This is a genomic window from Gordonia sp. J1A, from assembly GCF_055393515.1.
In genome coordinates this window covers 2,586,885-2,599,841 of the sequence record NZ_AP041607.1, presented here as the reverse complement: position 1 = coordinate 2,599,841, position 12,957 = coordinate 2,586,885, and the positions used below count along the sequence as shown (strand labels likewise).

Sequence of the window (12,957 nt, the reverse complement as noted above, 5' to 3'; positions counted from 1 at the left end):
CCGGATACCGCTGACGAGTCTTCCGTCTGACGGTAGGCGCGGAAATTACCGTAAATGGGTGAAATCGCCCTCGAAATCGGCTCTGCCGCAGAACAATGGGCGAATGGCGTGGTTCAGGGACGGGCAGGCGGTGAGACCGTTCGACCGTCCCGTCGTCCGCAATGCGTTGCCGCGCCGCACCGTCTACGCACTGCTCGACGAGTACCGGTCGACGCCGGTCACCGTGGTCTGGGCCCCGGCCGGGTACGGCAAGACGACCGCGGTCGCCGGATGGCTCACCGACCGCCGGCATCCGGCGGCCTGGGCCGATCTCGCCCGTGTCGGCGCCGACCCGGCCGCGCTCTGGTCGGCGGTGGTCACCGCCGTGGCCGAGATGGGCATCGGTGATCCCCGTGCGCTCGCCGCGATGATCGACTTCTCCGCGTGCTCGCCGGCGGAGGTGCCCGCGCGGCTGGCGTCGTGCCTGGCCGACTCCGGGCCCCTGCTGCTGGTGCTCGACGACCTGCACTCGGTCACCGGGCCGCGCGCACGAGCAGTTGCTGGAACTGGTGGACCGGATGCCCGACAGCGTGCGCATCGTCGCGGTGACGCGCCACGATCCGCCGTGGCCACTGCACCGCATGCGGGTGGAATCGGTGCTGAGCGAGGTCCGCGTCGACGAGATCCGGTTCGGTGTTCACGAGGCGGCGGCGCTGCTGGCGGATGCGTCGGTGACCGTCGGTCCGGACGACGTGGAGCGGCTGGTCGAGCGAACCGGAGGCTGGGCCGCCGGTCTGCGCCTCGCGGCCATCGGTCTGGCTTCGGCGGCCGATCCGCACGCGTACGCCACCGAGTTCTCCGGACGGGACGGATACGTCGCCGACTATCTGATGCGAGAGGTATTCCTCGGCGCACCGCTGCAATGGCGCTACTTCCTCACCAGGGTCTGCGTCGCCGACGAAGTGTGTCCGGAACTGGCCGCTGCTCTCGGCGGAGGTGAAGACAGCGGTGAGCGGCTGGCCGAACTCGCCGGTCTCAACATGTTCGTCCACGAGAGCGCAAACGCCCCCGGCTGGTACCGGCTGCACCCGCTCCTGCTCGATCTGCTCCGTTCCCGGATCACCGACCGGCGCGATCTGGCCACTTCGCATCGGGTGGCCGCGCACTGGTTTCGTGAACAAGGCATGCCCAGACGGGCGCTGGAGCATGCGATCGAGGCGAACGAGTGGGAGGCGGCCTCCGAACTCGTCGGCACCCACATCATCGCGTGGGCGATGGCGCGCCCGCCGGACTGGCTGTCGGCGACGTTGAGCCGAGTTCCGCGGGACGCGGTTCTCACTCATCCCGGGTTGGCGATCGGGGTGGCGACGGCCGAGGCCATGACGGGCCGGACCGCCGACCTGGACGAGTTGGCAGCGGCGGCGCACGGTCGCGTCTGCCGCCTCGAGGGCCGCAGGCGTCGCCGGTACGAGTTCCTGTTGGAATTGGTCGAGTTGGGATTGCGGCCGTGGATCGACGATCCGGCGGGGTTGCGGGCACGCTGCGATCGACTGCACCGGAACCCAGAGGCGCTGGCGACTTCCGGACTGGCGGACTGGGACGTGATTCGGACGGCGCTGGTCGGCAACCTCGGAGCCTGTGAGCTCTGGTCGGGGGATCGTGTGGCGGGCCGAGCCGATCTCGCCGACGTGCTGCGGTATGAGGGCGGCCCGCGGATTCTGCTTCCCGTTCTCAACGCCCGCGCGAACCTCGCGCTTCTCGAGTGGCAGGACGGAGACTTGTCGGCGGCTGAAACTCACGCCCGCCGCGCGGTCGCAGATGCCGACGAGCTCGGCAGTCCTCTCGCCGTCCAGGCCGGGGCCGCACATCTGGCGCTTGCGGGCATCGCGCTCGACCGGGATGACCTCGACGATGCGGCGACGTGGCTCGATTCGGCGTCCGCATCGGTCCACAGCCCCCACGCGACCGTGGTGCTGGTGGTCCTCCAGGCGCGGCTGATGATGGCGCGACGAGCCGTCGCCGAGGCGCTCCGGTTCGCCGACGAGGCACTTCGCGCGGCGTCGGTCCCGGGCGTTCCGGACTCGTTGGTGACCGTAGCGATCGGCACCCATGCGGTGCTGAGTCGGAACCGCCACCGCAGACGTGTCGGCATCCGCTTCGCGGGCGACGCGGACTCGATCCGGGGAATGGTGGCCGAGTGCCTCGACGTCGCGGCGAACAGCGGCGGAGGGTCGAGCAGGGATCAGCGACTGCGGGCCCTCGACCGAGCCCTGGGCATCGCCGCCGGTCATCGGCTTCGCCGGCCGTTCCTCGAACGAGGAGTCCACTTGCGCGAACTGCTGTCCGACCGGGTCGCCGGCGGCACGGAGCACAGCGGCTTCGCACTCGACCTTCTCAATCGGATTCCGGTCCGTACCGGCGGGCTCGTCGACGAGGCGGGCCGGCTGGTTCCGCGGCTGAGCGCCCGCGAGATGGATGTCCTCCGGCATCTGCTCGGTGCCACGACCACCGCCGAGATCGCCGATCGGCTGTTCATCTCGGTGAATACCGTCAAGACGCATCAGCGCGCGATCTACCAGAAGCTCGGGGCGCGGCCGTCGTGACGCGATAACGCGGGCGCGGGAGCTGAGGCTGATCTGACCGGGACCGAGCACGCCGGATTCTCCCGTGCCGTCGGAATCACTCGCAAAGGGTGTTGTGCGAGGGATGGCCGAGCGCGATGATGGGGGCGTAGACGATCAACACGATGGGAGTTCTCTCATGTCCGTTCCCGATCAACGCGAATCGCATCCGGTACGGCAGGGCCTCGCAGGCGGAGCCACGTTCGCCGCTGCGATCCTGCTCTTCGTCGCCGGTCTTCTCGGTCTGTTCCAGGGTATTTCGGCGGTCGTCAACGACGACCTGATCGTCGTCGGCCCGCAGTACGTTTACCAGTTCGACACCACCGCGTGGGGCTGGATCCACATCGTGGTGGGCGTCCTCGCGATGATCATCGCGATCGGCATGTTCACCGGTGCGGTGTGGGCGCGCGTCGCGGCCATCGTCATCGCATCGCTGTCGATCATCGCCAATTTCCTCTGGCTGCCGTACTACCCCTGGTGGTCCATCTTGCTCATCGCCCTCGACCTGGTCGTCATCTGGGCGGTCGCCACCTGGAAGTCCGCTTGATCGGCGGTAGGTGTCAGCGCACCGCTTGATCGACGGGTACGTCGCCGTCGGTGAACGCGATGTCCTTTCCTGTCGTCGACGGTGTCGCGAGGACCGCGGCGGCGACCAGTGCGACGTTCGCCCGCGACGTACCGGGATTGTCGGGTGAGCGCGTCGCGCCCGGGTCGATCGCGCCGGTCGGTTCGTCGAGCGTCAGCCGGCCGGGCATCAGAATTGTCCAGTCGAGGTCAGCCGAGCGCAGAGCCGTGTCAGCAGCGGCTTTGGCCTCGGCGTACGGGAAGAACGAGTCGCTCTCGGGCACGCCGTGATCGGGGCCGGCGCCGAGGTAGGAGACCATCACGAAGCGCCGAACACCCGCGGACTGCGCGGCGTGCATCGTGGCGATTGCCGCATCGCGGTCGACGGCGTACGTGCGTGCCGGGTCGCCGCCGCCCGCGCCCGCGCTGAAGACCACGGCGTCGGTGCCCGTCAACGCCTCGGCGATCTGACCCTCAGTCGAGTTCTCGATGTCGAGGATCAGTGCCCGTGCGCCCGTCGCCTCGACGTCTGCGGCATGGTCCGCGTTGCGGATGATCGACGTGACCGCGTCGCCACGCGCGATGAGCAGGGGAGCCAGGAGTAGGGCGATCTTTCCGTGACCGCCGATGATCGCGATGTGAGCCATGCACTCGACCGTACGCGTGCGTTACGCTCGCCGCCGGGTCGCGCGGCGTCGGGCGTCACCCCGCCGACGCGCCTACGCGGAGTCGGGCTACGGAACCACCAGCGGCTCCGCGGAGCGCGAGCGCGCGGAGACGTCGGCGGCCCAGCGGATGGGGCCGGCGGACGGTGTCCACCCGGTCAGCAATGACGAGACCTTCGCATCCATCCGGGTGCGCAACCGGTCGAACGAGTCGCGGTAGTCCTCGCCCACCTGGCCGAGCAGCAGCCACCACGCCCAGGCGACGGCGCCGGCGTTGGCGATGAAGTCGGGGATCACGGCGATACCGCGGGCGGTGAGATCCAGTTCGGCGTCGGCGGTGGTCGGAGCGTTCGCGGCTTCCACCACGATCCGCGCTCGGACGTCGCCGCACCCTGCGCCGGTGATCGCGTACGACACGGCCGCGGGGACCAGGATGTCGCACGCGGTCGCCAGAACTGCCTCGCGAGGCAGGCGCATCACCCGCGACGGCACCGCGGTCCGATCGATCTCGCCGTACTCATCCCGTGCGTCGAGCAGCCCGGGGACGTCGAGCCCGTCCGGGTCGTAGAGCGTCCCGGCGGCATCGGCCAAGGCCACCACGCGCGCACCGGCTTCGTGCAGATAGAACGCGGCGCCGCCGCCCATCGTCCCGGCGCCCTGGACCGCGATCGTCGTCTCCGGCACCGCCCAGCCGCGAACCCCGGCCGCGGCCAGAGCGGCCTGCGCGACGCCGTAGCCACCGACCACGTCGCCGAGGCGTCCTCCGGGCGCGTAGGCGTTGAGACCCGCGAAGACGCGGTCGGCGGTCGCGCGCGGGTCCGGCGACCGCTCGATCGCCGCGTGATACGACTGCCGCATCCCGAGACGGGCGAAGACGGTGTCGATCCGCTCCTGCGACACTCCGAGATCCTCGGCGGTGACCCACTGGTTGTCGAGGAAGGGACGCATCGCCTCGCAGTAGCGGGTCAGTACATCGACGGCCCGCGGATCCTTGGGATCGAAATCGATGCCGCCCTTCGCACCGCCGACGGGCAGGTCGAAGGCCGCCGTCTTGTTCGACATTCCGCGTGCCAGATCGGCCACCTCGTCGACGGTGCAACCCGCGCGCATGCGAGTTCCGCCGGTCGCCATCCCGTGCACCAGAGTGTCGATCACGAGGTAGCCCACGGCGCCGGTCTCGTCGTCGACCCATTCGATGCGCAGAAACGGCGGTCGACGCCCGCCGGAGCCGGGCGCGGGCAGGACGGTCTCGTGCAGAACGCCCTCGGTCGGGGGCAGACCGCCTGCGGCAGCCGGGTCGGTCGGGGTGAGCGTCATGGCCGGTCCTCCTCACGGTCGATCTCGCGGGTGCGTACATCCGCCGTCGTCCTCATCATCGGATTCCGGATGCGCCCGGGTCCATGTGGAATTTGTGAAGACGACCGTTCAGCTTTACCGATTAGGCTCGATGCATGGAGGTCTCGCTGCACCGCCTGAAACTGCTTCGGGAGCTTCGGTACCGCGGCACGGTCACCGCGGTGGCCGACGCCCTCCACTATTCGGCGTCCGCAGTGTCCCAACAGCTTTCGCTCCTGGAGCGGGAGGCGGAGACTCCGTTGTTCGAACGGCACGGACGCCGCATCTCACTCACCGAGGCCGGCATGGTGCTCGCCGATCACTCCGAGTCGATCCTCGACGCGGTCGAGAGCGCGGGCAACGCGATCGAATCACTGCGCGGTGCCTCGTCCGCCACGCTCCGCGCCGGCGTGTGGGCGTCGGTGGCGACGGGGCTCCTGCCGACCGGACTGGCGATTCTCGAACGGCGAGCGCCGGGAGTCTCGGTGCGGTCGGTGGAACTGGCGCCCGAGGCGGGTTCCGATGCGGTGCGCGACGGTTCGCTCGACCTCTCATTCGTCATCGACTACTCGAACTACGCGATGCCGCGGATCCGCACCCTGGAACGGCAGACGATCGCGGTGGAGCGGATGTACGTCGCGGCGCCCGCGGGTGCCGCCGGTCCCGACCCGATCGACCTCGCGGGACTGGCTGCCGACGCATGGATCCTGTCCGACTCGCGTTCGCACTTCGGCCGCGCGGTGCGCCTGGCATGCCGGGAGGCGGGATTCGAACCGGATGTGCGGCACGTCGTCGGCGAGCAGTCGACCGCGCTGGCGCTCGTCGCCGCCGGTCAAGGTGTGACACTGGTGTCCGACCTCGGTGGGATGACACCGCCGCCGGGCGCGGAGCTGACGCCGCTGGCCGGGAGATTCGAGCGCAACCTGTCGATCGCGTACCGCACCAGGGACTCGGACCGATCGTCGCTGCAGGCATTCATCGACGCGATGGCCGAGGCCGCGGTGGAAGTGGGACTCCGGGCTCCGGGCGGTCAGCGGCCGGGAACGTAACCGCGTTCCTTGTCGACGGCGGGCCCGGGATCGCGCCCTGCGGCATAGTCGGTCAGCATGCCGAGGAACTGGTCGGAGAGCGTGCCACGCCAGCCGATCACGTCGCCCGACATGTGCGGGCTGATGTGCGCGCCGGGCAGCGTCCACAGCGGGTCATCGGCGGGAAGCGGCTCGGTGTCGAAAACGTCGAGATGCGCCGAGAGCCGTCCGGCCGCGATCTCGGCGGTGAGCGCGGACTGATCCACCAGGGCGCCTCGCCCGACGTTGACGACGTGCGCGCCGTCGGGCAGCGCCGCCAACTGCCCGGCGCCGAGCATCCCCCGAGTCGTCTCCGTCAGGGGCGCGACCATCACCAGGTGGTCCACGTCGGTGAGGTGGGCGGCGAGGTCGGCCGAGTCGACGACCACGCCGAAGTCGGGATCGTCCTCGCGGGGCCGTCGGCCGGCACCGCGCACCTGCAGCCCCACGCGCCGCAGCAGCCGGGCCGTGGCTCGCCCGATGCCCCCGGTTCCGACCACCAGCGCACGGCGGCCGGCGACGCGCCGGGTCTCCCGGTGCACCCACCGCTCCTCGCGCCTGAACTCCTCGGTCTCGTGGAGGAGCTTGTCGTGCGCCAGAATGCAGGCCAGCACGTATTCGGCGATCGGCTCGTCGAAGACGCCGCGCGCATTGGTGACCCGTACGGACGACGACCGGAGCCCGTCGAACAGGATCGCGTCCACGCCGGCCGCGGCCACGTGCACCCATCGCAGCGCGTCCGCCGCGTGCCAGGCGCGCGACAGGGCGTCGGAGAAGATGTCCCAGACCAGCAGGACGTCGGCGCCGGGTAGCGCGTCGGCGAGGGTGCCGTCCGTCGCGGTGCGGATCTCGGCGATCCGGGCCATCGCGTCGAGGTCGGCTGGCGGCTCGACTCCGTCGGCGGTGAGCAGGACGACGATGGGTCTGCGGTCGGACATGGTTCCACCGTAACGGTCGCCAGATTGTCGACAATCCTACCGTTGACAGTCGATGTGCGGGGGGGACACACTGACCACATGAGCAGCGCGTCCCTGTCTCCGGTTCTGAAGCAGGCGACTCCGGTCGTCGTCGACCACGCGTCCGGATCGTGGATACACGGCACGGACGGCCGCCGCTATCTCGACTTCACCACGGGGATCGGTGTCACCAGCACCGGTCACTGTCATCCCGACGTGGTGGCCGCCGCGCAGGAGCAGTGCGCCAAGATCATCCACGCGCAGTACACGACGGTGATGCACCAACCGTTGTTGCGGCTCACCGAGAAGCTCGGCGAACATCTGCCGGACGGGATCGACTCGGTTTTCTACGCCAACTCCGGGTCGGAGGCGGTCGAGGCCGCGGTCCGGCTGGCGCGGATGGCGACGCGGCGCCAGTACATCGTCACGGTGCAGCGCGGATTCCACGGCCGCACCGTGGCCGCCGCCTCGCTCACCTCGGCGGGCACCAAGTTCTCGGCCGGGTTCGGACCGCTGATGGCCGGTGTCGCGACCACCCCGTTCCCCGACGCCCTGCGGCTGGGACTGTCGGAGGACGAGGCCGTCGACTACGCGCTCAAGGAGTTCGACTACCTCCTCGGCACTCGGATTCATCCCGACGAACTGGCCGCGGTTCTGATCGAACCCGTCCTCGGCGACGGCGGATACCTCGCGGTCCCGCCCGCATACCTCGCCGGCCTGCGCGAGCGGACCCGACGGCACGGCGCGCTGCTGGTGCTCGACGAGGTGCAGGCGGGCGTCGGTCGCACCGGACGATTCTGGGGGCATCAGCACACCGACGGGCTGGTGCCCGATGTCATCATCACCGCCAAGGGCATCGCCTCGGGGTTTCCGATCTCGGCGATCGCGGCGCCCGAGGCGATCATGGCGAAGGCCTGGCCGGGGTCGCAGGGCGGGACCTACGGCGGCAACGCGGTCGCGGCGGCCGCCGGCGTGGCCACGCTCGAGGTGATCGAACGGGAAGGGCTGGTGGAGAATGCGCGCGTACGCGGCGCGCAATTGCTCGACGGCCTGCGCGCAGGGCTCGACGGCGTCGATGAGATCTGCGACATCCGCGGAACCGGACTGATGCTGGCCGTCGAATTCGGCGATCCGACGGCCAATGCGGGGAGCCCGGACTCGGCCGAGGCGGTGCGGCTGGCGGGCGCCGTGCAGCGGGCGTGCATCGACGAGGACCTGCTGACCCTCACCTGCGGACCCATCGGGGCCATCGTCCGGATCATCCCGCCGCTGACCGTCACCGCAGACGAGGTCGCCACCGGCACGGAGAGATTCATTCGCGCCGTGGAGCGTGTAGTGGGAGGCTGATCTCATGACAGTCCCCGCCGCGCTGATCGATGCACTCCGCGCGGAAGGACTGGCCCCGGAGTCCTCTCCGCGGCGTCTCGCCGAGTACTCCTACGACGCCTCCAACTACCGCGTGGTGCCCGCGGCGGTGCTCTTCCCCCGGTCGGAGGGAGAGGTGTCCGCGGCGCTCACCGTCTGTCACCGTCTCGGAGTGCCGGTGACCGCCCGCGGAGGCGGCACCTCGATGTCGGGCAACTCGATCGGTGACGGACTGGTCATCGATCTCTCGCGCCACATGAACCGGGTGCTCCGCGTGGACGAGGAAGCGGGTACGGCCACGGCACAGGCCGGGGTGGTGCTCACCGCGCTGCGGGCAGCGGTGCACGCGTCCACCGGCGATCGCCTGACCTTCGCCCCGGACCCGTCGAGCCAGACCCGTGCCTGCCTCGGCGGGGCTGTCGGCAACGACGCCTGCGGCAACCACTCGGTGCGCTACGGCCGCACCGCCGATCACGTCGTCGAACTCGCCCTGGTCACCGCCGACGGACTGCGGGTCACCGCCACCCGCAACGGAATCAGGGCCACCGATCCCGCCGACACCCAGGCCGCGGCGCGCGCCGAACACCTCGAGTCGGAGTTGCGCGCGCTGGCCGCCGACCACCTCGCCGCCATCAGGACCGAGCTGGGACGCATTCCGCGGCAGGTGTCCGGCTATCACCTCAGGCATCTGCTTCCCGAGGAGGGCTTCGACGTCGCCCGTGCGCTGGTCGGCAGCGAGGGAACGTGCGGCGTCATCACCTCGGCCACGGTCGCGCTGGTACCGCGGCCCGCGACCACCTCGCTGATCGTGGCCGGATACGCCGACATCGTCGACGCGGCGCGCGACGTGCCGTTGCTGCTGCTCCACGGACCCACCGCCGTCGAAGGGGTCGACGAGGTGATCGTGGAGACGATGCGCCGCCGGCGCGGCGCCGACGCGGTGGCCGATCTGCCCTCCGGGCACGCATGGCTGTTCATCGAGACCGACCGCGGTGCCGACGCGGCCGATGAACTGGTGCACGAGCTGCGGACCGCCGGACACCCGGTCGACGTCCGCCAGGTGCACGATCCCGCGGAGCGCGCCGACCTGTGGCGCGTACGCGAGGACGGCGCCGGACTCAGCTCGCGGCTCACCGATCCCGCGACGGGCGAGACCATCTCCACCTGGCCCGGCTGGGAGGACGCCGCCGTGCGGCCGGACCTGCTGGCCGACTACCTCGCCGACTTCCGCGACCTGCTCGGCCGGCACGGTCTCACCGGCGTAATGTACGGCCACTTCGGCGCCGGCTGCATGCACATCCGAATCGACTTCGATCTGCGGACCTCGCAGGGGCGCACCGTGTTCCGCGAGTTCTGCACCGATGCCGCGCACCTCGTGGTGCGCTACGAGGGCTCGCTCTCCGGGGAGCACGGCGACGGACGCGCGCGGTCGGAGCTGCTGCCGATCATGTACTCCGACGAGATGCTGACGGCCTTCGACCGCTTTGCGTCGATCTGGGACCCTCGGGGCCTGCTCGCGCCGGGCGGACTCCGGGCCACCCGGCCGATCGACGCCGACCTCGCGCTGGCCGACGTCGACCCGCATCCCGCCCAGTCGTGCATCGGCATCGGACGGTGCCGGACTCACTCGGGCGGAGTGATGTGTCCGTCCTACCGGGCCACCGGCGACGAGAAGGACTCCACGCGCGGCCGCGCGAGGGTGCTGCAGGAACTGGTCCGGGGCGGTGCCGCCGCGGACTGGGACTCACCGATGGTCGCCGAATCGTTGGAGTTGTGTCTGGCGTGCAAGGCGTGCTCGTCCGACTGCCCGACGGGTGTGGACATGGCGGCGATGAAGTCCGAGGCGCTGCACCGCAGATATGCCCGACGGCTGCGGCCGCGGGCGCACTACACGCTCGGTCTGCTGCCCACGTGGCTGCGGTTCACCCCGTACGCCGCCGGACCGCTGAACCGGCTGCTGGCCTCGCGGGCCGGCCGCGCCGGTGCGCGGCTGGGCGGTCTGGCGCAGGGCCGGGTGCTGCCGCAGTTCGCGTCCGCAGCGCGGCTGCGCGCCGAACTCGGACGCGCTCCGGACAGTGTCGGCGCGCCCGGACCGGCCGAGGTGGTGCTGTTCCTCGACTCGTTCACCCGGGGGCTGCGTCCGGAGGTGGCCGGTGCGGCTGTCCGGGTGCTCGGCGGCGTCCACGCCGCGGTCGCCTGCAGCGAGCACCACTGCTGCGGGCTCACTCAGATCACCACCGGTCGGCTCGACGCCGCCCGCAGGACGTTGCGGCGCACGGCCCGGCATCTCGACGCCCTCGACCCGGAGGCGCCGATCGTCGTCGTGGAGCCGAGCTGCGCCGCGGCACTGCGCGAGGATCTGCCGCGACTGCTCTCGGAGGAGTCGGTGGGTGCGGCCGATGCGGAGCGGGCACGCCGCGTGGCGGCGCGCGTACGATCGGTGGCGGTGCACCTGGGGCGCCTCGCAGAGGAAGGGCGTGCGCCACAGTGGCCGGACGGACCACCTGAGGCGGTGGTGCTTCAGACTCACTGCCACGAATACGCGACCTTCGGAAACCGGGTCCAGCGTGCGACGCTCACCGCACTCGGCGTCGGCAGCATCGTCGAGGCGACCGGGTGTTGCGGTGTGGCAGGCGATTTCGGTTTCACCGCCGGTCATGAGGAGGTGTCGGACGCGGTGGCCGAGCAATCGCTGGCGCCCGCACTGCGGCGTCATCCCGACACTCCGGTGCTCACCGACGGCTTCTCGTGCGCCACCGCGATCCGTCGCCTCGCCGTCACCGATCCGGTCGCCGGCGGAGCCACGGGCGCCGACCGGCGAGGACGGCATCTGCTGGAACTGCTCGACCCGGACCCACTCGAATCGCACTCCGCCGACCCCGCGGCCGGCGGGGGAGGACCCCGATAGCTCAATCATCACAGGAGGTATGTCATGACCCGTTCCGTCGCCGACATCATCGCCGGTCTAGGCACCGGCATCCACATCGACGGACGCTGGCGCCAGGCGTCTTCCGGCAGCACGTTCGACGTCGAGAACCCGGCCACCGGAGAGGTGCTGGCGACGCTCGCCGACGGTGGCGAGAGCGATGCGGTCGCGGCGATCGACTCGGCGGCGGCACACCAGCGCGAGTGGGCGGCGACCCCCGCGCGCGAGCGGTCGGAGATCCTGCGGAGAGCGTACGAACTCCTCACCGAACGGGCTGACGAGGTCGCGGCGGTGATGACCGCGGAGATGGGCAAACCGCTGGCCGAGTCCCGCGGCGAGGTGGCGTACGGCGCCGAATTCTTCCGCTGGTTCGCCGAGGAGGCCGTGCGGATCCGCGGCGATGCGCGGCGCAGTCCCGACGGCAAGTCGCGGATCATCGTCACCCAGGAACCGGTGGGACCGTGCATCCTGATCACGCCGTGGAACTTTCCGCTCGCGATGGTCGCGCGAAAGATCGGGCCGGCCATCGCCGCCGGTTGCACGATGGTCTACAAGCCGGCCAGCCTCACCCCGCTGACCTCCCTGTACGTCACCGATCTGCTGCGCGAGGCGGGGCTGCCCGACGGAGTCCTCTCGGTGGTCTGCACCTCGTCGGCCGGCTCGGTCGTCGAGCCGTGGATCGATTCGGGCAAGGCGCGCAAGCTGTCGTTCACCGGCTCCACCGACGTCGGCAAGTCGCTGCTCGAACAATGCGCCCGCGGAGTGCTGCGGACGTCGATGGAACTGGGCGGCAATGCCCCGTTCATCGTCTGCGAGGACGCCGATCTCGATGTCGCGATCGAGGCAGTCCTCGCGGCCAAGATGCGGAACATGGGCGAGGCGTGCACGGCCGCCAACCGGATCCTGGTGCACCGTTCGGTGATCGGAGACTTCGCCGGGCGGCTGACTACCCGGATGTCGGAGCTGACCGTCGGAGACGGGGCGGTCGACGGCACCGATGTGGGTCCGTTGGTGAACCGCGCCGCCGTCGACAAGGTCGACGATCTGGTGCGCGACGCCGTCTCCCGCGGTGCGGAGGTACTGTGCGGCGGCGAGCGGCCCGAGGGGCGCGGATGGTTCTACCCGCCGACGGTCCTGACCGGCGTCGCGTCCGACGCCGAGATGGTGCGCACGGAGATCTTCGGGCCGGTGGCCGCGTTGGTGCCGTTCGACTCCGACGACGAGGCCGTCGAACTCGCGAACAACACGGAGTTCGGTCTCGTCTCCTATGTGATGACCGAGTCCGCGGATCGCGGCTTCTCCATCGCCGAGCGACTGGAGACCGGGATGGTGGGATTCAACACCGGGCTGGTCTCGAATCCCGCGGCACCGTTCGGCGGCGTGAAGCAATCGGGTCTCGGCCGGGAGGGCGGATTCTCCGGCATCGACGAGTTCTTGGAGACCAAGTACGTGGCGATGCCGGTGCGGAACGCGACCTAG

Annotated in this window: 10 protein-coding genes; 6 read left to right on the top strand and 4 right to left on the bottom strand. The window is 70.4% G+C overall.

The window, feature by feature from the left end; all coding sequences use genetic code 11:
* Nucleotides 1–183 precede the first annotated feature (183 nt).
* A complete protein-coding gene (locus ACZ5QD_RS12140) occupies nt 184–516 on the bottom strand; it encodes a hypothetical protein (RefSeq protein WP_039867294.1) in 333 nt (110 codons plus the stop codon).
* 41 nt (nt 517–557) lie between these two features.
* On the opposite strand from ACZ5QD_RS12140, the gene ACZ5QD_RS12135 reads away from it, so the two are divergent.
* Both ACZ5QD_RS12135 and ACZ5QD_RS12130 read left to right on the top strand, forming a co-directional pair.
* Complete coding sequence (locus ACZ5QD_RS12135) at nt 558–2,582, top strand: winged helix-turn-helix domain-containing protein (RefSeq protein ID WP_157225322.1); 2,025 nt, start codon at nt 558–560, stop codon at nt 2,580–2,582.
* 157 nt (nt 2,583–2,739) lie between these two features.
* Nucleotides 2,740–3,147 (top strand): DUF7144 family membrane protein, encoded by a 408-nt coding sequence (locus ACZ5QD_RS12130; protein WP_006896099.1) that lies wholly within the window; start codon nt 2,740–2,742, stop codon nt 3,145–3,147.
* A gap of 13 nt (nt 3,148–3,160) precedes the next feature.
* Here the strand turns inward: ACZ5QD_RS12130 and ACZ5QD_RS12125 are convergent, their stop codons facing one another.
* Both ACZ5QD_RS12125 and ACZ5QD_RS12120 read right to left on the bottom strand, forming a co-directional pair.
* Nucleotides 3,161–3,811, bottom strand: coding sequence for an NAD(P)H-binding protein (locus ACZ5QD_RS12125; protein WP_006896100.1), 651 nt, complete (start codon nt 3,809–3,811; stop codon nt 3,161–3,163).
* A gap of 87 nt (nt 3,812–3,898) precedes the next feature.
* Nucleotides 3,899–5,146: a Glu/Leu/Phe/Val dehydrogenase dimerization domain-containing protein gene (locus ACZ5QD_RS12120; RefSeq protein WP_464366782.1), complete on the bottom strand. Its 1,248-nt coding sequence runs from the start codon at nt 5,144–5,146 to the stop codon at nt 3,899–3,901.
* A 134-nt stretch (nt 5,147–5,280) separates the two neighbouring features.
* Between ACZ5QD_RS12120 and ACZ5QD_RS12115 the strand changes: the two genes are divergently transcribed.
* Nucleotides 5,281–6,213, top strand: a complete 933-nt coding sequence (locus ACZ5QD_RS12115; protein WP_062366518.1) for a LysR substrate-binding domain-containing protein — start codon at nt 5,281–5,283, stop codon at nt 6,211–6,213.
* Here the strand turns inward: ACZ5QD_RS12115 and ACZ5QD_RS12110 are convergent.
* A complete protein-coding gene (locus ACZ5QD_RS12110) occupies nt 6,195–7,169 on the bottom strand; it encodes a D-2-hydroxyacid dehydrogenase (RefSeq protein WP_278125123.1) in 975 nt (324 codons plus the stop codon). The genes ACZ5QD_RS12115 and ACZ5QD_RS12110 overlap by 19 nt on opposite strands.
* A 78-nt stretch (nt 7,170–7,247) precedes the next feature.
* Between ACZ5QD_RS12110 and ACZ5QD_RS12105 the strand changes: the two genes are divergently transcribed.
* The 3 genes from ACZ5QD_RS12105 to ACZ5QD_RS12095 are packed head-to-tail and all read left to right on the top strand — an operon-like array spanning nt 7,248 to nt 12,957.
* Nucleotides 7,248–8,534, top strand: coding sequence for an aspartate aminotransferase family protein (locus tag ACZ5QD_RS12105; RefSeq protein ID WP_006896105.1), 1,287 nt, complete (start codon nt 7,248–7,250; stop codon nt 8,532–8,534).
* Nucleotides 8,535–8,538: 4 nt separating this feature from the next.
* Nucleotides 8,539–11,460 carry an FAD-binding and (Fe-S)-binding domain-containing protein gene (locus ACZ5QD_RS12100; protein ID WP_464366781.1) on the top strand — a complete coding sequence of 974 codons (2,922 nt, stop codon included), beginning with the start codon at nt 8,539–8,541 and terminating at the stop codon, nt 11,458–11,460.
* Between the two features lie 24 nt (nt 11,461–11,484).
* Nucleotides 11,485–12,957, top strand: coding sequence for an NAD-dependent succinate-semialdehyde dehydrogenase (locus ACZ5QD_RS12095; RefSeq protein WP_006896107.1), 1,473 nt, complete (start codon nt 11,485–11,487; stop codon nt 12,955–12,957).